The sequence below is a fragment of the Ruegeria arenilitoris genome (assembly GCF_013032445.1).
GTDB classification, from domain to species: Bacteria; Pseudomonadota; Alphaproteobacteria; order Rhodobacterales; family Rhodobacteraceae; genus Ruegeria; species Ruegeria arenilitoris_F.
Genome location: NZ_WQCA01000012.1, coordinates 51,557 through 74,186, shown reverse-complemented (window position 1 = coordinate 74,186; position 22,630 = coordinate 51,557). Strand labels below are relative to the sequence as shown.

The following is a 22,630-nucleotide window of genomic DNA, read 5'->3' as shown; positions in this document are numbered from 1 at the left end:
GGGTATTAACCCGGAAAGGGGGGCTGTCCGATGAATATGACGACGGCATTCAACAACGCAGTAAGCGGTTTGACGGCCGCGGGCCGGGGCACGTCAGTTGTGTCGGACAATATTGCCAACGCGCTGACCCCCGGCTTTGCCCGACGGTCGCTGGAACTGACGACGAACACAATCTCGGGCCATGGGGTGCGAACCGTCGGCGTGGTGCGCAACCAGGATCCGGTCCTGACCGCCAATCGCCGCGTCACCGACGCAGATCTGGCGTATCAAACCGCCGTATCCAGCTTTCACGCCGGGGTTGAGGGTTTTATAGGTAAGGCTGACGATCTGTCATCGCTGGCCGCCCGGCTGGCCGATTTCGACAGTAGCCTGATCACGGCAGCCAGCCTGCCCGACTCGTCTGAGCGGCTGGATCAGGTCGCCCGCACTGGGCGCGATCTGGCCAACAGGATCAATTCCGCCTCCGAAGGCGTGCGGCAGCTGCGCTCGGACGCGGACCGCACCATTGGCAAACAGGTGGACAGCCTGAACCAGACCCTCAAGGATATCGAGAAGCTGAACGCCAGAATTCCGTCGGTCAAACATTCGGGCGGTGACATCGGGGCCATGCTGGACCAGCGGCAGGTGCTGATTGATCAGGTCAACGAATTGGTGCCGGTCAACGCGGTGCCACGGGCGAACAATCAGGTGTCGCTGTTTTCCGACGGCGGCCTGATCCTGCTGGAAGGCACAGCGACGCAGTTTTCCTTTACAACCACCGGAGACACCAAACCCCATATGACGGTCGGCAACGGCCTGCTGTCGGGGTTGGAGATGAACGGCAATCCGGTGCGCACCGGTGGAGGCACCGCTCAGATTCGCGGCGGCGCGTTGATGGCGCAGTTCCAGATCCGCGATGAGCTGGCGGTTGAAGCACAGGCCAATCTGGACTCGGTCGCCCGGGACCTGATCGAACGGTTCGAAACCCCCGGTCTGGACCCCTCCGCGCTGCCCACCGATACGGGCCTGTTCACCGACGCCGGTAACCGGTTCGATGTGACGGCTCCGGCGGGGCTGGCCTCGCGCATTAGTCTGAACACGATTGTCGATCCCGACAATGGCGGCGACAGCTGGCGGCTGCGTGACGGACTGGGCGCAGCAGTCCCCGGCGATCCGGGTGGTGCAACACAGCTGCAGGCCCTTGGTGCCATTCTCAGCGATGCGCGTCCGGTTGCAGGGTCACCCTTTGGCACCGGTGCCATGCGCGCCTCGGATATGACCGAGGCGCTTTCGTCCAAAGCTGGCGCCAAGGCCCACACGGCCAGCCAGCGCCTGACCTTCGCCAACGGCGCCCAGCTGGAAATGGCCCGGATCGAGGCCGAAGACGGCGTCGATACGGATCAGGAACTGCAGCGCCTGATGCAGATCGAACAAGCCTATGCCGCTAATGCCCGGGTCATCTCGGTGGTGGATGAATTGATGAATACTCTGTTGAGGTTGTGATGATTAATTTGACGTCTATCGGTGATCTGGCGCGGGGCATGACATTGAAGACCCGCTCGACCGAGTTGAAAACCCAGATCGAGACCCTGTCGCACGAGATGTCCACCGGCAAGGTTCAGAATGTGTCCGGGCGACTGGATGGCGATTACTCGCACTTGCTGGATCTGGACCGCAGCCTGTCACGGCTGGATGCCTATCGGGTGTCCACGGCCGAGGCCGGGTTGTTCACGGACGCCATGCAGTTGAGCCTGACGACAGTTGATGACTCGGTCAGCGAATTCACCGCGTCCCTGCTGTCTTTTGGCACATCGAACCAGGCGGTCAGCCACGAAAACGCGTCCGTGCAGGCGCGCAACGAGTTAGACACGATCATGTCTGCGCTGAATACACGGGCCGGCGGGCGCAGCCTGTATTCCGGCGTGGCCACGGATGTTTCTCCCCTGCCCTCAACCGACATGCTGCTGACTGCGCTGGAGGCTGAACTGACAGGGCACCCCACAGTGTCGGATATCCGGCAGGCGGCAGAGGATTGGTTCAACGATCCCGCCGGGTTTGACACGGTGATCTATCAGGGATCGGACACCGCCTTGGCCGCTATGCAGATCTCCGAGAATGAAAGTGTTCGTATTCCGATCACTGCGACTGACCCCGCGATCAAGGATGCGCTGCGGGATATTGCCGTTGCGGCGCTGGTGTCGGATGACAGGCTCAACCTGCCGCGTGACCAACGCACGGCGTTGTTCACGCAACTGGGCGTCGATCTGGCCAATACCCAGAATGATATCGTCAACCTGCGCGCGCAGGTGGGGTCGGCCGAGGCGCGGATCGAACAGGCCGCCACGCGCAACAGTGCGGCGCAGACCAGCCTGGAATACAGCCGGAATAAACTGATTGCAGCGGACCCATATGAAACCGCCGCGCAATTGCAAACCGTGCAGTTCCAGTTGGAAAGCCTGTATTCCGTCACCGTTCGCAACGCGAACCTGTCGCTGGTGAATTTCCTGAGATGAAACTTCTTCTTTTCCTATTGATGCTGCTGCCCGGGATCGTCTCAGCCGGTGCGATCCGCCTGAAGGACCTTGTGGATTTCGACGGGGTGCGGGGCAATGATCTGGTGGGTTATGGCCTGGTTGTCGGGCTTAACGGCACTGGTGACGGGCTGCGCAATTCGCCCTTCACCGAAGAGATCATGTCCAACATCCTCGAGCGGCTGGGCGTCAACGTGAACGGAGAGGATTTTCGCCCCAAGAACGTGGCGGCCGTGTTGGTGACCGCCAGCCTGCCGCCTTTTGCCCGGGTCGGCGGACAGATCGACGCCACGGTATCGGCGATCGGTGATTCAAAAAGCCTTCTGGGTGGCACCCTGATCATGACACCGCTGAATGCGGCAGACGGGCAAATTTATGCGGTGGCGCAGGGCACGGTTCTGGCTGGTGGCGCCGTGGCCGAGGGCGAGGCTGCTTCGGTCGTACAGGGGGTTCCGACCTCGGGCGTGATCCCATCGGGCGCGCGGGTGGAGCGTGAGATCGATTTCGACCTCTCGACACTGACACAAATGCGGTTGGCCCTGCGCGAGCCCGATTTCACCACCGCCAGCCGCATTGAGGTTGCGATTAACTCTGAATTCAATCGGGCAGTGGCAATCATGCGGGATTCCGGGACGGTTGAGCTTAACATCGCCGCGACGCAGGCAACTTCGACGGCGCACGCGCTGGGCCGGATCGAGAATATTCTGGTCGAGCCGGAAACCAAGGCCCGCGTGGTCGTCGATCAACGTTCAGGCACCATCGTCATGGGGCAAGAGGTTCGAATTTCGCGCGTTGCTGTATCCCAAGGCAACCTGACCCTGACGGTCGAGGAATCGCCAATCGCAGTCCAGCCAAACCCGTTTGCGCGCGGCGAGACTGTTGTCGTCCCCCGCACCTTCGCTGGCATCGAAGAAGAGGAAGGTACCGGACTGGCGGAAATCCCCGAGGCAGCCACCCTTTCCGAGGTTGTGGCGGGGCTAAACGCGCTTGGCGTGTCGCCTCGCGATATGATCGACATTCTGAAAACGATCAAAGCGGCCGGGGCACTGCACGCGGAATTCGTCGTGCGATAGTTACATGGTTGCCGGGGCGATGGCGGGATCAGATGATCTCCGCCGTCATTTGGACTTCCAACTGTTCAGCCATTGCTTGAACCGGCTGCTTTTTTCTTCGATTGCATCGCCAGCGGCGTAAAGACCGTCTTCCACATTCTCGAGCATCGGATCGACGCGCGCCTCGCGGAACCGGCGCCAGCGTACCCAGATGGCCCAGATCAGTGCAAAGAAGACGGTCAGGAAAATAATGTTGAACCACGGTATGATCCGGATGTCCGGATCGTCGACCTGCCAGATTTTCACAGCGTTTGGAAAGATCGACAGGAATTCGCTACGCCAGCCATAGTGGCGCACGACGACCCATCGCGGGCTTTCGGTGGTTGATTTAAGGTCCGCGGCCTCAGCCTGCAGGTTCGAGGAATTCAGCTTGAAATAGGGCGGCCAGCCCCAGCCGGTGTCTTCGTTCCGGTAGACCATGACCTTGCCGTTCGTCTTGCGCGTCTGGATGAAGAACACGTCCCGATTCGGAGTGGTCGCGTCGCTGCCAACGTCCTGCACTGACCAAAAGATACTGTTCTCACCCGGATCGATCCGTTTTTCATAGGTATCCGAGATTCGCACCACGTCATGCTGCGGCAGGGTATAGTTCAGCACCACTGCAATCGTCCCCCAGAACAGGATGATGATGGCCCATTTGATGTAACGCATTGACGAAACCCTCACATGAAATTCGAAACGTAAATCAGGATCGCGATTAGTCCCAGCGGCACCACGTAAATCCCCAGGATCAGTTTGCGGCGAAATGATCCGTCATATTTTTCCAACCCGCGCCGAACAAAAGCATCCCGATCGCCGGTCAGTCCCTTTTTCTCCCAATGTGCGATCAGTTTACCGCGTCGCACCCAGCGGGAATAGAGCGATACGCCGACATAGAGGATCGTCAGGAAAATCAGCAGTGGAATCAAAAACCTTAGCGCGACAAACATTTATCCTCTCCCAACGGCGCCCCACGGGCCAACGCGTGCGATGATGTCATCGCTGACCCGGTCATTACCGCTCATGTCCGGTTCATGGCCGAACAGCGCGGCGCGGGCACCGGCCTTGTCCACCTGATACTCGCGCGCGAGGAAGTCGGCAACATAGGCTTTCTTGGTCTCGGGCCAGGTGGAATAGGTGCTGTAGAACAATTCCTTATGGCAGATGAACATCTGACGTGGGTCCAGCGGTGCCAGTTCCGCCAGCAGCATATTGACCAGATCGCGGTTGGGTGTATCAGACGCCCGCAGCGTATAGAAATAGGCCGGATGGTCCGAGGTGATGCGCGGCCACGGCCCACCATCGCTGGCCCAGCGCAGCAATTGGGCGAGGCCGTGAAACGCCTCGGGCAGGCGATCCGCGTGGTTTCGCGCCAGGCGGCGCATGTCGCTACGGTCCAGCCCGGTCAGGTCAACTCCTGCGTCGGCGGCGGCGTGGACGGTCAGAAAATCCATCTTTTGCTGCAGAACAGCGGTGGAGTTCACCCCACGCGCCTCGATGATCGTCTCTACCAGATTATTGTCGTTCAGGAAGGCCGCAATCCGGTGCTTTTGCGAAGGATCGAAAACATGCTTGATCGGCATGTCATCAGGCAGTTCGCCCATGCAAATCGCCGCCGGATAGTCCAGATCGGGAAACAGATAGAGCCCGCCGAAATGCGCCGTCCAGAAGTTGCGCTGTTCAAACGCGGTGTGGCGAAGGTGGACGGGGTTGCGGGTGACGTCGCCGGTTTCCTTGGCGGTTTCGATCATCTTTGCGATCAGCACATCATCGAACCAGGCGTCCTCTTCGGTTTTGAACCGTTCGACCATGCCCGCCAGTTGCTCGGCCTTGCGCAGGGTGCCACCGACCGTGTCGGCCTCAATCTCAATCTTGCGCAGGTTCAGCAAGTCACGCGGTGTGGTGAGTTTGAAAACCGAGTTCACCAGCTCTCCGGCCACCGCATCGGTGGCGGTCAGGGCGAACAACTGCGCCTCGTTCATCTCGATGAATTCGCGCAGGATATCGCGCGAGGTCGAAAATTTGACATTCAGCAGAGGCGCGCGTTTCTGCTCGGTCGTCAGCAGGATGAACTGCCGGTTGACCCCGTTGGGGTTGAGGTAGAGCTCGTCTTCCAGCTCAATCCCCACCTCCGGCGAATAACCCGAGATATCGACATGGAAATCTGTCAGTTCCGTGGTCTTGCCCGCCAGATGCTGCAATGCGCGGTTATACCGCTCGACCAGAGCCGGGCTGGAGATGTGGACGAGGTTGCCGAACATCAGGCCTTTTTCGATGAGGCGGATCATTTCAGCCCATCCCTTGATGAATGGCGTGTAAGCGCTTCTCCCATACGGCTCTTTTGAGAGTTTATTCGGCTTTGAGTTTCTTGCATCGAAGCAATGCCGTCAGCCGCCGCGCGACGCCCTAAAGCGTGGTTCAGCAAGCAGACCGCAACACACGAAACTAAGAGGAGAAAAAAGTATTCACTCCCTTTGTCGGAAACAGAGGAAAGAAGAAGAAGCCATCCCCAAAATTTCAGAAAACCCAGAACGTCACCGAACCCATCCGATAGTATTGATGAAAGAATCGCAGGTCCAATTGGCACTACAATGAATACAAGTAACAAACTTACGAGTACCGCTCCCATGCCGGCGTGTTCGTCTCTCTTCAAGCGCATTTTTCCTGCGTACCACCCCACAAGCGCCGAAATCGCGACACTCAAAGAGTAATACGCAATGAGAGGTAGAACATCATTCATTCCAGTTCCTTTCTAAACCGCCGCTTGGCCTCTTCCATCCGGCCCATCTCACGCACCGCGTTTTCGATGGCGACCTCGTCGCTCTTGTCGGCATAGCGGAACTCGCTGTCGGCGTAGCGGTTGATCTCTTGCATCACCATCTCGACAGTGATCGGCTGGCGCAGATCCTCGATCATAGCCTTCTTGGTGTCGTAGTCGCGAAACAGGAACAGGTCGGGGTTTTCCATCCACTCGTCAGGCAGTTCGAAATCCATCGCGCGGACCTTGACCGCGTCGGTGATGTTCTTGATCGCGCGGCCTGTAAACCGCTCATCCGCCTGCTGGATCGCCTTGAGGTAGGTGCCCAGTTTGGCGATTGTGTCCATCTGGCCGATATCGCCGGAGACCCGGTCATAGACCTGCAGCAAGGCATCCTCATGCGGGCGGGAGTGGCTTTCGAAACTGGCGGCGACGGCCTTTTTGATTTCCTGCGCGGCATAGGCGTCGTGCTCGCCCAACGGGATGTCGTGGTTGCGGCCCATCAGCAGGTGCAGAATGTCGATGTAATCCTCGCGCGTCTGCGGCCCGTCCACCAGAAACCGCGCCCCAGCCCGTTGGCGCAGGGCGTCGTCCACATTCTCGGGGTAGTTCGAGAACATGCCAAAGGTGCAGTTGCCGCGCACGACGGTGTTGGCGCCCGCAAAGCTCTCCATCAGAACGGCGGTGATTTCCAGTTGCCCGGCTGACGACTGCCGGTCGCCGCGTTTGCCCGCAAGCTGGTCAATGTCGTCGATGGTGCCGAAGCCGATGACCGAGGGGTCGATGATCGTATTGATAAACGCCTTGGCGTTCTGACCGGATTTGCCCTGATAACTGTCGATGTTGTCGGTACTCAGGTTCTGATAGCGGAACGGATAGCCTGCGTTCTGGCAATAGTCGTTGATCAGCCCGGCCATCATCTGGATCAGGGTGGTCTTGCCGGTGCCCGGTTTGCCGTCGCCCATGAAGGTGAAGATGAACCCCCCGAGTTCCGCAAACGGGTTCAGGCGGCGGTCGAAATCATAGGCCATCAGCATTTTGGCCAGCTTCATCGCCTGATACTTGGCGATATGGTTGCCCACCACCTCGTTCGGTTTCTTGAATGTCATGGTCAGCGTGGTGGATTTCGCCTTCGATGCCGGTTCGAATCCCCGGATCGTCAGGTCATCGGCCTCGATATGCCAGGCGGCGTTCTGGAACGGGGCCAGATGACCCGCAGACTGCGCGCGCAGGGCGGCCTTGTCCATCAACTGCTCGGCATAAGCGCTGGTGGCCGCGATCAGGTGGGCGTCGTCGGGGGCGTGTTTGGCCAGCGTCTGGTCCAGCTCCCACAAAGCGCCATGCAGAGCGAGTTGGCCATTGTCGGTCAGAACCTCCTCGATTTCGCCCAGATCAACCGTGGTTTCGCCCAGATGTGAAGACAACAGATAAGCCAGAGCATTGCCGAAGGTGTGGAGTGTAATGAGCGCTTCGACGGTCAGCAGCTCTGAGAACTCGGTCTTACGAGCAGCCGGCAAGTCTCCGGCCAAATTCGCACGTTTCAGATCGGCCAAAGGGGTTTGCTCTGCATAGGCTTCCGCTACAGACAAAGCGATGGCAATGGCGCGGCGTATCGCTTGCTGCGTCGTGGCTTGCGGCGGAGAAACCAACGCATCCCCATCATCCGACGCCTCAATCCGTTCGACCAGATGCACCCCGTCGGCCCGTGTGGTACGCCGCGTTACCAGCCCCGGTGTGGTCGACCGAAACCGCCGCCCCGTCGACACGCCCGGAGATCGTTCGACCGTAGCCTCAACGGGTTTGGCAATCCGCGGCGCGTGTTCGAACCCGTTCAGCAAAGCAGTCGCTGCCGGATAATGTTTGCGAATATCCGCCTCGCGCAATTCCATCTGATCTGACGTCAAACTCATCTGAACAACCGCCCTTGCTTCATCTTTTCAAAAATACTCTCGTCTCATGGCCCGACAGGCCCTGAAAGGGGCCGTTAGGGAAGGCGAAAACCTCAATACCTCAACACCTGCCCGGACTTGCTGACCACGAACTTGCGTACATCCGCAAAGCCCGGCGGGTTGCGTTCGGCCAGCACCTGAAACGGGCGCTGCGGCAGGATGATCGACCGTTGGGTGCGAGTGGCACCGGTTTCGGCCCCCTGCCCACCGAACGGGTCCAACGCAAAGACCTCGCGCTCGACAGTCGAGAACCACCCGGCGCGCTCTTCGATCACCTCTTCGCTTTCCAGCTCCTCGGTGGTCCAGGCCAGCGCCCAGTCCTGCCCCTCGGGCGCCTGCGCATCTTCCAGCACCTGCCGCAAAGGGCCGGATTGCTCCGTATAGGCCGAGGAATACATCGGCCCCACATGGATGCGGCGCAGGTGTTTGGGGTGCAGGTCGTCGAAATCCTGATCGAAGCCTTTGGCGATGGTCACCAGCTTCAACCCGCCCAGCGCTTGCGCCATCAGATGCGCCTGCACCTCAGGCCAGCGGCGCTGATCCTTGGGCAACGCAGTTTTGCCGCTGTCCTCAAGCTGCATCAGATAAATCACGGGCAAGTTGACCTGGCTGTCATACACCGCCCAATGGATCAGGAATTTGCGCCGCTCGCCATCGTTCCCGATCCAATGGCATTCGGGATCGTTGCGAGCCCAGAAAAGCTGTCCTTTCAGCAATTCCTCGTAATAGAGCCTTTGGGACAGCGCGAATTGCAGTTTGGTGGGGATGTCACGGTCGCCAATGATGGTCCGCACCATGTCGGTTTTCAGATCGTCTTCCGAGGGCATATTCGCCAGATGCACCTGCGCCTGCTGCGCATCGTTGGCCATGGTCAGCAATTCGGCCGCTACAGGAAACCCACTGTCGCGCTTGTCCATGGCGAGGCTGCCAAAGAACCGACCCGTATCGCGCCCGACCAGCAGGTACTTCATGCTGAGCGCCCGGAACGTGTAAAGCAGCCCCGAGAGGTAGCGCGACACGATCCGCACCTCTTGCTTGCTGATCGCGCCCTCCGCCTCCATCGTCGCGGCCACGCGCAGGAGGTGGACCGTGATCACCTCAAATTTGCGGAAATAGCGGCGCGAGGCGAAGGTGTCGGTCAGGCCGACATGGTCTTGGGTGGGATCAGTCATTAGTGGATCTTCTATCACGGTTTCCACAGAATTGGTTGAGCCGCCAAGGCAGGAGAAAAACTTCTGAGATCAAGTACAATGCGAAAATGATAAGCCCAAAAATCATACTGCCCGGCCCGACGTAAAGAGTGAGAAAACCGAGCAGTTTGTAAGCTCCGCCTGCAACATCCAATTCGTGTAAAAGAGCAGTTAGGACATAAATCGGGATCGGCCAAACTACGAGAAAGAAGCCAATCCTTAGCAGCCTTACGTCTTTTCGGCTAAACCACTTCATCCGCCATACAAGTTCTTATCATGCTTCTCGACAATCGAGGCAAACCGGCGGGCAAAACGTTCATCCGCCTTGGCCTTTTTCTCCAGCACGTCGCGGGCAAAGACCATGTGGTCCTCATGCGCCTCGAGCATATCCGCCATCTTCTGATTGGTTGCGGTGCCGATGGCGGCCATGGCGGTTTGCGCCTCTTGGTCGGTCTGCACGCCGATCTCGTTGATGCGGTGGGCCACGTCCTGTTGCTGCGCGGTTTTCAGCGATTTGGTCAGGGCGTCATACAGCACCACGCGCTGTTGCGTGTCTGTCTGCAGCTTGTTGATCAGCACCATCTGCGTCGCCGCCTGGTTCTGTAGTGAATCAACCCAGGTTTTGCCCTTTTCAATGTAGCGCTCAAGCGTCTGGCTTTTAGCCAGCTTGACCTGCTCTTCCTGAACCTTGGCGTTATATTGCTTGTTCAGCTCAGCCAGTTCGGTTTCCAACTGGGTCCGCGCGGCGGCGTCCTGTTCGACGCTGATCTTGTTTTCCAGCGTGATTATCGTCGGGTCCATGCCCAGAATTTCGGCGCGCAGCGATTCCAGCTCGGCCACGGTGGCCTCGCGGTCGTCCAGAGTGCCGGTCAGGTTGTCCTCGACCTTGACGCGCTGTTCTTCCAACACGGACAGCTGCCCTTGCAGCAGTTTCACAATCACGTCGGATTTGGCGATCAGGTCCTGCAGCTTGTCGTCGATATTGGCGGTGCGCATCCGCTCCTGCCGCATCGATTCCGATTTCCGGCGTGAGAAGATGCCAACAAACGACTCCCACCCGGTTTTCGAGCGCATCTCGTCGAAATCCTTGGAAAACGCGTTGGTGACATCGTCCAGCCCCATGATCAGCTCGGCGATGTTGGCGTTCATCACCTCGGTATGGGCGTGCACGTCCTCAAGCGTGGCATTTTCGATGTCGATATCCGCCTCGGCCGTGCCGATCTTGGCCCGTGCCGCGTCAATCCGCGAGGTCAGGTTTTCGATCTGCGACTGGCTTGCCTGCACTTTTGCCTGTGTTTCTTCAATCAAGGCATCAAATTGATGGTTCGACATCTGCACTATCCCTTTTTTTGTTCAATTACCCAATAAGATAGGGAATGTTACGCTCATTTACATCCCTTTGGGTCTAAAAATCACGCAGACTTTCGCAAACTCATCACGAAAAAGAAAGCGCGTTCATACAACCAGGCGTGGAACTTTTGAAAAGGTGCAAAGGGTACTTTTGATCAAATCTGGATTGATCCGCGAGGCACAGTGGACATAGACATTCCAAACCTCACCTGATTGGGTGCGCGTGAACCAAATTCCTGCCGGAGGCTGACCCATGCTGGATGCAACAACCGACCTGAAATCGATTATGAAAAACCCCGATCTGCTGGTGACCAAAGCCTATATCGGCGGCCAGTGGGTGGACGGTGACAACGGCACCTTTGCCGTGACCAACCCGGCTCGGGGCGATGTTGTGGCCGAGGTCGCTGACCTGAGCCGCACGCAGGTGGCGGGGGCCATTGCACAGGCAGAGGCCGCGCAGAAGGAGTGGGCCAAGCTGACCGGTAAGGAACGCGCAGCGATCCTGCGGCACTGGTTCGATCTGATGATGGAAAACGCCGAGGATCTGGGCAAGATCCTGACCGCCGAGCAGGGCAAGCCGCTGGCCGAGGCAGTGGGTGAGATCGGCTATGGCGCGTCCTTCATCGAGTTCTTTGGTGAAGAGGCCAAGCGGGTCTATGGCGAGACCATTCCCGGTCACCAACGCGACAAGCGGATTACCGTCCTGAAACAGCCCATCGGTGTGGCGGCCTCGATCACGCCGTGGAACTTCCCAAACGCCATGATCACCCGCAAGGCCGGGCCCGCTCTGGCCGCCGGTTGTGCTTTTGTCGCACGCCCCGCTGCTGAAACGCCGCTTTCTGCTCTGGTTCTGGCAGCACTGGCCGAGAAGGCCGGAATCCCGGCAGGCGTCTTCAACGTTGTCCCCTCATCGCGGGCCAGCGAAGTGGGCAAGGAGTTCTGCGAAAACCCCGGCGTTCGGAAACTGACCTTTACCGGTTCGACCGAGGTGGGGCGCATCCTGCTGCGCCAGGCTGCCGATCAGGTGATGAAATGCTCGATGGAACTGGGTGGCAACGCGCCCTTCATCGTGTTCGACGACGCCGATCTGGATGCGGCCGTCGAAGGCGCGATGCTGTGCAAGTTCCGCAACAATGGCCAGACCTGCGTCTGCGCCAATCGCATCTATGTGCAGGCCGGCGTTTATGACGCCTTCGCCGCCAAACTGAAAGCTGCCGTCGAAGCGTTGAAAGTCGGTGATGGCCTTACCGACGGCACGACCACCGGTCCGCTTATTAACGCCGATGCGGTCGCCAAAGTCGAAGAGCATATCAAAGATGTCACCGACAAGGGTGGCTCGGTTCTGACTGGCGGTCTTCCGCATGATCTGGGCGGGACTTTCTTTCAGCCGACCATCGTGACCGGTGTGACTCAGGACATGATGGTGGCGCAGGACGAAACCTTTGGCCCGCTGGCTCCGCTGTTCAAATTCGAGGACGAAGATGACGTGATTTCCATGGCGAACGACACGATCTTTGGTCTGGCCTCGTATTTCTACGCCAAGGACCTGAGCCGCGTCTACAAAGTGGCCGAGGCGCTGGAATATGGAATCGTCGGTGTGAACACCGGCATCATCTCGACCGAGCTTGGGCCGTTCGGCGGTGTCAAACAATCCGGCTTAGGTCGCGAAGGCAGCCATCACGGCATGGAAGACTACCTTGAGATGAAATACATCTGCATGTCGGTCTGATCCGGCCTCGCCATCGCCTTTGTGCGGTGGTCATCTTTAATGGGCTTGTCACCAAACTGAATCCTAACTGTCACAAAAGCGCAATGAACGGCGGTCATCCCTCTGACATCCAAGTAAAGGGGGATACCTACCGATGTCATCGCGCTTTGTCTGCCTGACATCTGCCCTTGCCCTGACCGCCGGTCAGGCCGTGGCAGAGATGAATTTCAACCGAATTGCGTCCTTCCCGGTCGTCAAAAACATGGCCGATGGGGCTGATACCACCCGCGAAACCTCGCCCGAGATCATCGCGGCCACCGCGGATGGTATGACGCTGGTTTACACCGACAGCCCGCTGGGTGTGATCGGTATGGTCGATATAACCGATCCTGCGAACCCGTCGCCTTTGGGCGCGATGGATGTAGGTGGTGAACCGACCTCGGTTGGGATCGTTGGCGCGATGGCCTTTGTGGGCGTGAACACGTCCGAAAGCTACACTGAACCGTCGGGCAAGCTGATTTCGGTCGATATCGCGGGTAAAGCGGAGACCAGCGCTTGCGATCTGGGCGGCCAGCCCGACAGCGTTGCCATTGCACCCGATGGCAGCTTTGTCGCTGTGGCGATTGAAAACGAACGTGATGAAGACCTGAACGACGGCATCATCCCACAACTGCCCGCCGGGTCGCTGGCTCTGGTTCCGCTGAAAGATGGCGCGCTGGATTGCGCGGGCATGACCATGGCCTCGCTGACCGGTCTAGCCGAAGTCGCCCCAACCGACCCCGAACCCGAGTTCGTAGACATCAACGGTCTGGGCGAAACCGTCATCACTCTGCAAGAGAACAACCACATCGCGGTTGTCGACAAGAGCGGCACCGTGATCAGCCATTTCTCGGCGGGCAGCGTGGATCTGGAGGGCATCGACGCCACCGATGAACGCGGCGCGCTGATCTTCACCGAAAGCCAGCCGGGCCGCCTGCGCGAACCGGACGCGGTGAAATGGATCGATGACAACCACTTCGCCACCGCCAACGAAGGCGACTACGAGGGCGGCTCACGTGGTTGGACGATCTTCCACAAGGACGGCACCGTTGTTTACGAAAACGGCACCGATTTCGAGAAAGCCATCATCCAGATCGGCCACTACCCCGACAAACGATCGGACAGCAAAGGGGTCGAGCCTGAAAGCGTGACCGCAGCCACCTTTGGCGGCACACCCATGATCTTTGTGGGGGCCGAGCGCGCTTCGGTCGTGGGTGTCTATGACGCCACCGATCCGGCCAACCCGGTGCTGAAGCAACTGTTGCCCTCGGGTGTTGGGCCGGAAGGCCATGTGGCGATCCCCGAGCGCAACCTGCTTGTGTCGGCCAACGAAAAAGACCTGATCGAAGATGGCGGCCCGCGGGCGCATGTCTCGATCTTCGAGTATCAGAACGCCCCCGCCGCCTACCCGCATTTGACGTCGGAAGGCGCAGATGAACTGATCGGATGGGGTGCTCTGTCCGGTCTGGTCGCTGACGAAGACGGCATGATCTACGCGGTCAATGACAGCTTCTACGGCTTCCAGCCCTCGATCTTCAAGATCGACCCCAGCCAAACCCCCGCCCGTATCGTCGACGTGATCCGCATCCACCGCCAAGACGGCAACCCGGCGCAGAAGCTGGACCTTGAGGGCATAACGCTGGACGGCGAGGGTGGCTTCTACGTCGCCTCCGAAGGCCGCACCGACCGCGTCATCCCGCACGCGATCTATCACGTCTCGGCTGACGGCATGATCAAAGACCGCAAGGGCGAGATCGGCCTGCCGCCGGAACTGATGGCTGTTGAGAAACGCTTTGGTTTTGAGGGCATCACCAAGGTCGGCGACACGCTGTGGATGGCCGTTCAGCGCGAATGGAAAGACGACCCGGAAAACCACGTGAAACTGGTCGCCTACAACCTGGACACAAAGGAATGGGGCGCCGTCCACTATCCCAAGGCGGACCCGGACACGGGCTGGGTTGGCCTGTCGGAAATCGTGGCCTTCGGGGATCATGTCTATGTCATCGAGCGCGACAACCAGCACGACCACCGCGCGGTGACCAAGAAGATCTACCGCATCCCACTGTCCGAAATGACTCCGGCCCCGCTGGGCGGAGACCTGCCCGTGGTCAGCAAGCAAGAGGTTCGTGACCTGCTGCCTGACCTGACTTCGACCGGCGGTTACGTTCTGGACAAGATCGAAGGTCTGGCCATCCCGCCCTCGGGCGAGGCGTTCGTGATGACCGACAATGACGGCGTCGACGATGCCTCGGGCGAGACGATGTTCTGGTCGATCGGGTCAGTGACGGCTGGGAATTGATCCACACAAAAAACTGTCCCGCATGACAAAGTGCGGGGCAGTTTGTTTCGATCCGGTTTAATCAACCTTCCCCCTGCAAAGCCCACAAAACCATGGAGCCTTGACTCGAACCTATGGTGCAGAGTTTCCTAGATGCACTTTTTTTAAGGGGGAACTTATGAAGTTTATCAGTATTCTTGCGCCTACCGCCTTACTTGGTTTCAGCGCGTGCACAGATACCGGTGTCGAGGATCCGCTTGTTGCAGCTCTTGCCGGTAAAACGATATCGAACGGTGGTACGGTCATAGACGTATTGGAAGACGGTACGTTCACCGGCACGACTAAAAACGGCAATACATTTAGCGGGGCCTGGGAAATCATAGGCGGTCAATGGTGCCGTACACTTAACCCGCCATCGCCTCTTGCTGACCAGGGTCAGGTTTGTCAGGAAACAGTTCTGGGAGAAGAAAGCGTTACCGTCACGGGAGCCAATGGGCCGCTTGTTTGGGTGATTGAATAAGCTTTTCCGGCATCTTTTTTTGATTGGCCTGTGCAACGAACTGGCATTTTCTGACCACCAAGCACGGTCTGTCTTCTAATCGCAAATTGATCGACGGCGACCTTCGATCAGGATTTCCGGCTTTACAAAACAACGCCCCGCGCCTGGAGGTGCGCGGGGCGTGCAGTCTGCGATTATCCCGAGAGGCGGGACCATCGCCGAAAGGTCAACGGCCTTAGTTCACAGCTTTGGCGTCGACCACGTCCTTTTCGATGGCCTTGGCCGAAGAAATCTCGATCCGGCGCGGTTTCAGCGCCTCGGGCACTTCGCGCTTCAGGTCGATGTTCAGCATGCCATTTTCATGGCTGGCGCCGGTGACGCGCACGTGGTCGGCCAGCGCAAAGCGGCGCTCGAACGCGCGGGTGGCGATGCCACGGTGCAGGTAGCTGCGCTCTTTATCCTCGGCGGCTTTCTTGCCGGCGACGATCAGAGCGTTTTCCTTCACTTCGACCGACAGGTCATCCTCGGCAAAACCGGCGACAGCGACCGAGATGCGATAGGTGTCGGCATCGGTTTTTTCGATGTTATATGGCGGGTAGCTGGGCTGAGCCACGTCATTGGTCAAAACGCGGTCCATCATGTCGGCGATCTGGTCGAAACCAATGGTGGCGCGGTGCAGCGGTGCAAAATCAAAAGTACGCATGTGTCATATCCTCATGTCTGAGCGATCTGTGTTTTGCCCTCCGTTCGGACGGGCGGTTCAGTATGCCGGGCCCCGTTTGCGGCGACCCGGTACAAATCACATGGGGAGCATTTTGACCGAGTTCAAGACCCACCAGAAGAGATGAATTTCGCACCCGAACTGGACTTGCCCGACCCCACCTGCAGCCGTCGGATCGAAGCCTTGGGTTTTGGCGCATCACGACGCAGATCAGCCTTGAGATCGGCAACGATTCCAGCAAGTTCCATGCCGAATCCAACCTTCTGCCGTCCATTGGTTCCAACGGCAGAAACAACCGACAGTATCTGCCAACGCGGACCATTCCGGGCCAGCAAGGCAGAGCCAGACGAACCAAAGGTAATGTCACAGTTAAAGGTGATCAGCCCCTGCCGCCGATCCAAAATGCGACAGGACCGTTCCCGAGTGATCGCTTCGGACCGGCCACGCCCGTATGAGGCGATGCTGACCTCGTTCCCGGCCACGCGCCCGCTGTGCAGGGCAAAGGGATTGGCCACGGAATAGGGAATGGGCTGTTCAAGCCGCATCAGGGCGACATCCGCTCGGACCCCTGCGGCCGAAAGCTCGGGGTGTTTGAGGTATTCGGGGTGAATCGCGATCTGAGCGACCTTGCGATCTGCCAGCGATTTACCGTTGCTCAGCCCGGCCCGGAACGTCACGTCTTCAGGCTCATAAGGCCTGCCCGTTTTATTTTCGATCGCACAATGGGCAGCTGTCAGAACCAGATCCTGCGCAATTAAGGTTGCTGTGCAGAATCCTTGCTTACCTGTGTCCAGACGACCGATGGCTTCCCAGCCGTACAGATCCTCGCGGTCCGTCAGTTTGCGTTTGTTGGCTTGCGCGTGAGATTGGGTTGCAAAAACCGATAAACATAAAAGGGCGCATACTAGAATTTTGTTCATGGCTTAATGAATCTCGCACCAATATTCCTTTGGGTTGTGCCTGTGGGCGTAGCGGCGCGGAATCCGCGACCGGCAAGCAATTCCGCGTGCAACAGGTTCAGAGATCCCTCTACCGTTGTACCCACAGCGACGCGTTGACCGTTAAATTCAGCCTTGGCGGCCACCACGGACACGATACGTGGGCGGTCTCCATCAAAGGAGAAGACTGGCGCACCGGATGAGCCGTACTCGACGTCGCAAGACATAACCAAAACATCGGACTGACGGGTCATGACCGAACAGACCTCTTGCAGCGCCGGTGCCTCGGACCGGTCCTGTGCGTAGGAAACCACGCCCACTTCGGCCCCCCTGCGCGGGCGATCACCGGTTTCAAAGGGAATTACGGTAGTGTTGCGAATGGGCTGCCACAGTTCGATCAGGGCGATGTCACTACCTATCCGCGCCGTCGGAGTATTTCTGTTGTACAGATAGTCTGGATGAATCACTGCTTGCCGGGCGGCTCTATAGGCCGAAGCACGCCCCAAACGCCAGGCCGCAAGAAACTCGACCTCGGAAAGATCGATCCGTTTACCTGTCGCCTTATCAAACAGGCAATGGGCTGCGGTCAGAACCAATGTTGGCGAAATCAAAGTGCCTGTGCAGAAGCCCATGCCGTTGATGTTCAGACGTCCCACAGCCATCCACGCCCGCCCGGCATCGGTGGTGTCCAGGCTTTTCAGCCCACTGTCCTGCGCCACGGCGGCCATCGGCATCAGTGCCAGCGCGATTGCCTTGATCCAATTTCGCAAACGGTTCTCCGACGTTGCTGTCAGCTTACCTTCCTACGGCCCTGGTGGGGCGAAAATAGGGCGGTTGCGTCGGCTACGCTTTCCCGCGAAACCTGATGCACCGCTGCATCATCCGCGCTTACCTGAGGATCGGAACCTCTGGCGTGCGGCCGGTTTGCAGGGCCCTCGGTTCGGGGCCGCCGGTCGCCCAATCCAACAGCTCAACAGTGTGCAGAACGGGAATATCTGTGCCAGACCCGATCTGCATCATGCATCCGATATTGCCCGCAGCGATTACGTCGGGTTTCTTGGCCTCAAGTGTTCTGACCTTGCGCTGCTTCAACTGGCCTGAGATTTCAGGCTGCATCAGGTTGTATGTCCCCGCGCTGCCGCAGCACAGATGGCTGTCTACAGGCTCTAACACGGTGAAACCTGCCCTTTTCAGCAAGTCCTTCGGATAGGTTTTGATTTTTTGCCCGTGCTGTAGAGAACAGGCTGCGTGATAGGCGACGACCATGTCCTTTTTCGCGGCTTCAGGCAGGCTGAGCTGCATCAGCAACTCGCTGATATCCATGGCAATGCCCGACACCCTTGCCGCATCTTCGGCCAGCGGATCGTTCCGGAACATATGGCCATAGTCCTTCACGGTGGTGCCGCAGCCCGAGGTGTTGATGACGATGGCGTCCAGGCTCTCGCCATTCATCTCTGCCACCCAGGCTCTGATATTGGCCTCAGCCGCTTTGTGACTGTCCTGCACCTTACCCATGTGATGGGTCAGCGCGCCACAACACCCGGCGCCCTCAGCCACTACAACTTCGCACCCCAACCGGGTGAGCAGGCGGATCGTCGCGTCGTTGATATCGGTGTTCAGCGCCTTTTGCGCACAGCCTGTCATCAGCGCCACGCGCTTGGTACGTGGCTCCTTGGGCGCAAAACTCTGCGGGTCGTCATTGCGACTGACCGGAGGGATATGTTTCGGTGCCATGTCCAGCATCGCCCGCAGCCTTGCATCAGGCATCAGGAACCGGAACGGGCGGCCCAGCTTTGCCCCGATCAGCGCCCAACGGAACCGCATTGGATAAGGCAGAATCTGCGCCAGTACCCAGCGCAAGGCGCGATCGGTGAAGGGGCGTTTGTAGTTGGCCTCGATATATTCCCGCGCGTGGTCGACCAGATGCATGTAGTGCACGCCCGAGGGGCAGGTTGTCATACAGGCCAGACAGGACAGGCAGCGGTCGATATGCTTGACGGTTTTCTCATCAGGCACACGTTCGTTTTCCAGCATGTCCTTGATCAAATAGATGCGCCCGCGCGGGCTGTCGAGCTCATCCCCCAGCACCTGATAGGTCGGGCAGGTGGCGGTACAGAACCCGCAATGCACACAACTGCGCAGGATTTCATTAGAACGTTGTATTGCCGGATCTTGCAGCTGCTTTTCCGTGAATGTCGTCTGCATCGACTTACCCCATCAACCCCGGATTAAAGACACCGCGCGGATCGAAACGCTGCCGTAACCCCTGCGTTAGAGCCTGTACTTCCCCGGATTCAGGCTGAAACCGACCCAAGGCATCAGCAGTTTCCGCATCCCCGCGCACCAGCGTCGCATGTCCGTTGAACCCGCCCAGCCGAGCGCGCAGATCGGTGCCTTCGGGAACGCGCGCCCAGATCAGACCTCCACCCCAATCCAACAGGGTCTGATCCGTCTCAAGCCGGGTCACGATATCCGGCGCATCGGTGGGCTTGACCGAAATCCGCCAGACATCACCTTCCTGCCCGTGAAATGGCCTGACATCACGCAGACCCCGCCACAACTCAGTGGGTTCCGAGACCTCGGTAATCTCACCAAATCCCGATAGCGTGGTTTTCAGCTGTTCTGCCCGGTAAGCGACCGAATCCGAAAACCCCTCAACCCGCAACAACGCCCGCCCGTCCTGCGGGTCAAACGCGGCCCCGCTGACCTCGAACGGAGATTTCAGCGCGGTGGACAAGGCCTGAACCGCTTCCTCGGCATCCGCGACCTGAACAGCAAGGGTCGCAACGGCTTCGGGCTTGGGCAACACCTTCAGCGATACCTCGGTCAGAACCCCAAGCGCGCCCCATGACCCGGCCATCAGCTTGACCAGATCATAGCCGGTCACGTTTTTCATCACCCGACCGCCATTCTTAATGACCTGACCCATACCATCGACATAGCGCACACCCAGCAGGAAGTCGCGACAGGCCCCGGCCTGAATACGGCGCGGACCCGAGATATTGGCGGCCACAACCCCGCCAATGGAAGGCGTCCCGCTGGTACCCAGCAGCCCGCGATGATCCATCGGTTCAAACGCCAGTTGCTGCCCTTCGGCCTCCAAAGCGGCCTCAATTTCGGCCACGGGCGTGCCTGCCTGCGCCACCAGGGTCAACGCGCCGGGCTCATAGAGGGTAATCCCGCTCAGCCCCGAGGTCTCAAGCGTGGCCTCCGGCCCGCCCACTCCACGCGTGCCGCCGCCGACAATACGCACTGGTTCTGTCAGCCCGGCCACAATCTCGGCCAGTTCGGCCTCTGTCTCAGGTTTCATCGCAAATCTTCTTTGTTAGAGCCTGTTATTTCGCAGCAACCGGTACATCCCGACGGGATTCGGACGCATCCAAAGGAAACACCTTTGCAGGATTCAGCAGCCATTTGGGATCGAACACATCCTTCACGGCCATCTGTGCCTCAAGGTCCGCAGGCGCATATTGATGGGACATGAGATCGCGCTTTTCGATACCCACGCCATGCTCACCAGTCAGGCAACCGCCCACATCGACGCAAAGTTTCAGGATATCGGCGCCGAACGCCTCACACTTCTCCAGATCACCGGGTTTGTTGGCATCAAACAGGATCAACGGGTGCATATTGCCGTCTCCGGCATGGAACACGTTGCCCACTGGCAGGCCGTATTCTTCGCTCAACTCACCAATCCGGCGCAGGACTTCTGGCAGAGAGGACACCGGGATCGTGCCGTCCAGACACATGTAATCGTTCATTTGCCCCATCGCGCCAAAAGCCGATTTGCGCCCCAGCCAAATCTTGGCGCTTTCCTCTGCCGACTGGCTTTCGCGCAGTTCCACCGGATTGTGACGCTTGGCGATCTCGATGATTTTCGACAGTTGATCGTTGATCTCGGCCTCGGAGCCTTCAACCTCGACAATCAGCAGCGCGTGGCAATCCGGATAGCCTGCATGGGCGAAGTTCTCGCAAGCCCTGATGCAGAGCGTGTCCATGAACTCGATCGCAACCGGCAGGATGCCTGATTTGATGATGTCGGACACGCATTGCCCCGCGACCTCATTGTCATCGAAGCCCATCAGAACCGGCCGAGCGCCTTCAGGTTTGCGTAGAATACGCAGCGTGGCCTCAGTCACCACGCCCAATTGCCCTTCTGAGCCACAAATGACCCCCAGCAGGTCCAAACCACCCGCGTCCAGATGCGCGCCGCCGATCTCGACCACGCTGCCATCCATCATTACCATTTTAATGCCCAGCAGATTGTTGGTGGTCACACCATATTTCAGGCAATGCGCCCCGCCCGAGTTCATCGCGATATTCCCGGCAATCGCGCAGGCCAATTGCGAGGACGGGTCGGGCGCGTAAAAAAAATCTTCTTCTTCCACAGCACCTGTTACGCTCAGGTTGGTTCGGCCGGTCTGAACCCGGATGAAGCGATTGTCATAATCGGTTTCCAGAACCTCATTCATCCGGGCAATGCCCAGAATGACGCAATCCGCAGTGGGCAGTGCCCCGCCTGCCAGCGAGGTTCCCGAGCCGCGCGGCACCACCGGCACGCCCTCTTCATGGCAGATGCGCAGCACGTCCGAGACCTCTTGCGTATTCGACGGCAGCACCGCCAGCATCGGCGGGCAGCGATAGGCGGTCAGCGCGTCACATTCATAGGCGCGGGTCTCAGCCGGATCATGGATCACGGCGTCCGCAGGCAACACCTGCAGCAGGCGCGACAGCACCGCCTGCTTGCGCGCCAGGATTTCGGGGTTTGGCCGGGGCATTTCCATCGCTGATCCTCCGTTTGGTAAAATAATATTACCAATTTACCCATCTGGCAAGTTCCTATCTCTGGCCCTACTGTCGCCGACATGACATGGATCGACCGCGCCCTTTTGTTTTCAACACTGGATTATGCTGCCGTGCTCCTGTTGCTGGGCGCGTGGCAGTGGATCGGCTGGCGGATTGAGCATCCGGCGCCGAACAGGCAATCGGTCGCCATGATGATGGACGACTTCCGGCGCGGCTGGATGCACGAGATGGTCACGCGGCAACCCCGGATGTTCGACGCGCAAGTCGTGGCAGCGATGCGGCAGGGCAGCACATTCTTTGCGTCAACCACAATGATTGCCATCGGCGGTGGGCTGGCGTTGCTGGGGAATACCGAACGGCTGGCAGGCGTCGCCAGCGATCTGGCTATCGGCAGCGCCCCGGCGCTGGTGTGGGAGATCAAGATTCTGGTGGTGATCCTGTTTCTGGCCAACGCATTCCTGAAATACGTCTGGGCGCATCGGTTGTTTGGCTATTGCGCGGTGCTGATGGCCGCGGTCCCGAACGACCCCGAGGACCCACAAGCCTATCCCCGCGCGGCTCAAGCGGCCGAGATTTGCGTCACCGCCGCACGCAGCTTCAATCGCGGCTTGCGCGCCACCTATTTCGCGCTGGCTTCGTTGGCGTGGATATTGGGGCCGCTTGCCCTGATACTCGGGACGGTCATCACTTTGGGTGTTCTGTACCGGCGCGAATTCGCATCCCATTCCCGGTCGGTGCTGTTGACCCTGCCACCCAACACAGAGTCGTGATGACGCCGCCGCGCATCCCCCCG

At 59.0% G+C, this 22,630-nt stretch carries 20 protein-coding genes; 7 read left to right on the top strand and 13 right to left on the bottom strand.

Annotated features, from left to right (window positions below):
• Positions 1 to 30: 30 nt before the first annotated feature.
• From flgK to GOW98_RS18140, 3 genes are read left to right on the top strand one after another with little or no spacing between them, the layout of a single operon-like run.
• On the top strand, positions 31 to 1,482 hold the full coding sequence (gene flgK / locus GOW98_RS18150; protein WP_170334630.1) for a flagellar hook-associated protein FlgK: 1,452 nt from the start codon (positions 31 to 33) through the stop codon (positions 1,480 to 1,482).
• On the top strand, positions 1,482 to 2,492 hold the full coding sequence (locus GOW98_RS18145; RefSeq protein WP_217359629.1) for a flagellin: 1,011 nt from the start codon (positions 1,482 to 1,484) through the stop codon (positions 2,490 to 2,492). Before flgK ends, GOW98_RS18145 begins: the two co-directional genes overlap by 1 nt.
• Entirely contained in the window at positions 2,489 to 3,583 is a 1,095-nt protein-coding gene (locus GOW98_RS18140) for a flagellar basal body P-ring protein FlgI (protein ID WP_170334628.1), read from the top strand. The genes GOW98_RS18145 and GOW98_RS18140 overlap by 4 nt, the downstream gene beginning before the upstream one ends.
• Before the next feature lie 45 nt (positions 3,584 to 3,628).
• On the opposite strand, the gene GOW98_RS18135 is transcribed toward GOW98_RS18140, so the two are convergent.
• The 7 genes from GOW98_RS18135 to GOW98_RS18105 form a co-directional block, all read right to left on the bottom strand.
• Positions 3,629 to 4,273 (bottom strand): DUF1523 family protein, encoded by a 645-nt coding sequence (locus tag GOW98_RS18135; protein ID WP_170334626.1) that lies wholly within the window; start codon positions 4,271 to 4,273, stop codon positions 3,629 to 3,631.
• Between the two features lie 11 nt (positions 4,274 to 4,284).
• The gene (locus GOW98_RS18130; protein WP_170334624.1) at positions 4,285 to 4,551 is read right to left on the bottom strand and encodes a hypothetical protein; all 267 of its coding nucleotides are present in this window, start codon (positions 4,549 to 4,551) and stop codon (positions 4,285 to 4,287) included.
• On the bottom strand, positions 4,552 to 5,889 hold the full coding sequence (locus GOW98_RS18125; protein ID WP_170334622.1) for a DUF6638 family protein: 1,338 nt from the start codon (positions 5,887 to 5,889) through the stop codon (positions 4,552 to 4,554).
• Positions 5,886 to 6,341 carry a hypothetical protein gene (locus tag GOW98_RS18120; RefSeq protein ID WP_170334620.1) on the bottom strand — a complete coding sequence of 152 codons (456 nt, stop codon included), beginning with the start codon at positions 6,339 to 6,341 and terminating at the stop codon, positions 5,886 to 5,888. The genes GOW98_RS18125 and GOW98_RS18120 overlap by 4 nt, the downstream gene beginning before the upstream one ends.
• Positions 6,338 to 8,269, bottom strand: a complete 1,932-nt coding sequence (locus GOW98_RS18115; protein ID WP_170334618.1) for an AAA family ATPase — start codon at positions 8,267 to 8,269, stop codon at positions 6,338 to 6,340. Before GOW98_RS18115 ends, GOW98_RS18120 begins: the two co-directional genes overlap by 4 nt.
• A 92-nt stretch (positions 8,270 to 8,361) precedes the next feature.
• On the bottom strand, positions 8,362 to 9,480 hold the full coding sequence (locus tag GOW98_RS18110) for a hypothetical protein (RefSeq protein ID WP_170334616.1): 1,119 nt from the start codon (positions 9,478 to 9,480) through the stop codon (positions 8,362 to 8,364).
• A gap of 270 nt (positions 9,481 to 9,750) precedes the next feature.
• Entirely contained in the window at positions 9,751 to 10,830 is a 1,080-nt protein-coding gene (locus tag GOW98_RS18105) for a hypothetical protein (RefSeq protein WP_170334615.1), read from the bottom strand.
• A 271-nt stretch (positions 10,831 to 11,101) separates the two neighbouring features.
• Here GOW98_RS18105 and GOW98_RS18100 point away from each other — a divergent pair, with 271 nt between their 5' ends.
• The 3 genes from GOW98_RS18100 to GOW98_RS18090 all read left to right on the top strand — a co-directional run bounded on the left by GOW98_RS18100 (position 11,102) and on the right by GOW98_RS18090 (position 15,393).
• Complete coding sequence (locus GOW98_RS18100; RefSeq protein WP_170334614.1) at positions 11,102 to 12,577, top strand: NAD-dependent succinate-semialdehyde dehydrogenase; 1,476 nt, start codon at positions 11,102 to 11,104, stop codon at positions 12,575 to 12,577.
• 133 nt (positions 12,578 to 12,710) lie between these two features.
• Complete coding sequence (locus tag GOW98_RS18095) at positions 12,711 to 14,894, top strand: esterase-like activity of phytase family protein (RefSeq protein ID WP_170334613.1); 2,184 nt, start codon at positions 12,711 to 12,713, stop codon at positions 14,892 to 14,894.
• A 157-nt stretch (positions 14,895 to 15,051) separates the two neighbouring features.
• Complete coding sequence (locus GOW98_RS18090) at positions 15,052 to 15,393, top strand: hypothetical protein (RefSeq protein ID WP_170334612.1); 342 nt, start codon at positions 15,052 to 15,054, stop codon at positions 15,391 to 15,393.
• A gap of 214 nt (positions 15,394 to 15,607) precedes the next feature.
• Here the strand turns inward: GOW98_RS18090 and GOW98_RS18085 are convergent, their stop codons facing one another.
• From GOW98_RS18085 to GOW98_RS18060, 6 genes are all read right to left on the bottom strand, one after another.
• Complete coding sequence (locus tag GOW98_RS18085) at positions 15,608 to 16,075, bottom strand: Hsp20 family protein (protein WP_170334611.1); 468 nt, start codon at positions 16,073 to 16,075, stop codon at positions 15,608 to 15,610.
• Positions 16,076 to 16,197: 122 nt separating this feature from the next.
• The gene (locus tag GOW98_RS18080; RefSeq protein WP_170334610.1) at positions 16,198 to 17,013 is read right to left on the bottom strand and encodes a trypsin-like serine peptidase; all 816 of its coding nucleotides are present in this window, start codon (positions 17,011 to 17,013) and stop codon (positions 16,198 to 16,200) included.
• On the bottom strand, positions 17,010 to 17,801 hold the full coding sequence (locus GOW98_RS18075; RefSeq protein ID WP_254438062.1) for a trypsin-like serine peptidase: 792 nt from the start codon (positions 17,799 to 17,801) through the stop codon (positions 17,010 to 17,012). The genes GOW98_RS18080 and GOW98_RS18075 overlap by 4 nt, the downstream gene beginning before the upstream one ends.
• 118 nt (positions 17,802 to 17,919) lie before the next feature.
• The gene (gene glcF / locus GOW98_RS18070) at positions 17,920 to 19,236 is read right to left on the bottom strand and encodes a glycolate oxidase subunit GlcF (protein ID WP_170334608.1); all 1,317 of its coding nucleotides are present in this window, start codon (positions 19,234 to 19,236) and stop codon (positions 17,920 to 17,922) included.
• Positions 19,237 to 19,240: 4 nt separating this feature from the next.
• Complete coding sequence (locus tag GOW98_RS18065; protein WP_170334606.1) at positions 19,241 to 20,341, bottom strand: FAD-binding protein; 1,101 nt, start codon at positions 20,339 to 20,341, stop codon at positions 19,241 to 19,243.
• 25 nt (positions 20,342 to 20,366) lie between these two features.
• On the bottom strand, positions 20,367 to 21,815 hold the full coding sequence (locus GOW98_RS18060) for an FAD-linked oxidase C-terminal domain-containing protein (RefSeq protein ID WP_170334604.1): 1,449 nt from the start codon (positions 21,813 to 21,815) through the stop codon (positions 20,367 to 20,369).
• 81 nt (positions 21,816 to 21,896) lie between these two features.
• On the opposite strand from GOW98_RS18060, the gene GOW98_RS18055 reads away from it, so the two are divergent.
• Positions 21,897 to 22,607 (top strand): DUF599 domain-containing protein, encoded by a 711-nt coding sequence (locus GOW98_RS18055; protein WP_170334602.1) that lies wholly within the window; start codon positions 21,897 to 21,899, stop codon positions 22,605 to 22,607.
• The last annotated feature ends 23 nt before the right edge of the window (positions 22,608 to 22,630 follow it).

Coding starts and splice junctions, on each gene's coding strand:
- flgK (WP_170334630.1), top strand. CDS start 31: ATGAATATGACGACGGCATTCAACAACGCAGTAAGCGGTTTGACGGCC.
- GOW98_RS18145 (WP_217359629.1), top strand. CDS start 1,482: ATGATTAATTTGACGTCTATCGGTGATCTGGCGCGGGGCATGACATTG.
- GOW98_RS18140 (WP_170334628.1), top strand. CDS start 2,489: ATGAAACTTCTTCTTTTCCTATTGATGCTGCTGCCCGGGATCGTCTCA.
- GOW98_RS18135 (WP_170334626.1), bottom strand. CDS start 4,273: ATGCGTTACATCAAATGGGCCATCATCATCCTGTTCTGGGGGACGATT.
- GOW98_RS18130 (WP_170334624.1), bottom strand. CDS start 4,551: ATGTTTGTCGCGCTAAGGTTTTTGATTCCACTGCTGATTTTCCTGACG.
- GOW98_RS18125 (WP_170334622.1), bottom strand. CDS start 5,889: ATGATCCGCCTCATCGAAAAAGGCCTGATGTTCGGCAACCTCGTCCAC.
- GOW98_RS18120 (WP_170334620.1), bottom strand. CDS start 6,341: ATGAATGATGTTCTACCTCTCATTGCGTATTACTCTTTGAGTGTCGCG.
- GOW98_RS18115 (WP_170334618.1), bottom strand. CDS start 8,269: ATGAGTTTGACGTCAGATCAGATGGAATTGCGCGAGGCGGATATTCGC.
- GOW98_RS18110 (WP_170334616.1), bottom strand. CDS start 9,480: ATGACTGATCCCACCCAAGACCATGTCGGCCTGACCGACACCTTCGCC.
- GOW98_RS18105 (WP_170334615.1), bottom strand. CDS start 10,830: ATGTCGAACCATCAATTTGATGCCTTGATTGAAGAAACACAGGCAAAA.
- GOW98_RS18100 (WP_170334614.1), top strand. CDS start 11,102: ATGCTGGATGCAACAACCGACCTGAAATCGATTATGAAAAACCCCGAT.
- GOW98_RS18095 (WP_170334613.1), top strand. CDS start 12,711: ATGTCATCGCGCTTTGTCTGCCTGACATCTGCCCTTGCCCTGACCGCC.
- GOW98_RS18090 (WP_170334612.1), top strand. CDS start 15,052: ATGAAGTTTATCAGTATTCTTGCGCCTACCGCCTTACTTGGTTTCAGC.
- GOW98_RS18085 (WP_170334611.1), bottom strand. CDS start 16,075: ATGCGTACTTTTGATTTTGCACCGCTGCACCGCGCCACCATTGGTTTC.
- GOW98_RS18080 (WP_170334610.1), bottom strand. CDS start 17,013: ATGAACAAAATTCTAGTATGCGCCCTTTTATGTTTATCGGTTTTTGCA.
- glcF (WP_170334608.1), bottom strand. CDS start 19,236: ATGCAGACGACATTCACGGAAAAGCAGCTGCAAGATCCGGCAATACAA.
- GOW98_RS18065 (WP_170334606.1), bottom strand. CDS start 20,341: ATGAAACCTGAGACAGAGGCCGAACTGGCCGAGATTGTGGCCGGGCTG.
- GOW98_RS18060 (WP_170334604.1), bottom strand. CDS start 21,815: ATGGAAATGCCCCGGCCAAACCCCGAAATCCTGGCGCGCAAGCAGGCG.
- GOW98_RS18055 (WP_170334602.1), top strand. CDS start 21,897: ATGACATGGATCGACCGCGCCCTTTTGTTTTCAACACTGGATTATGCT.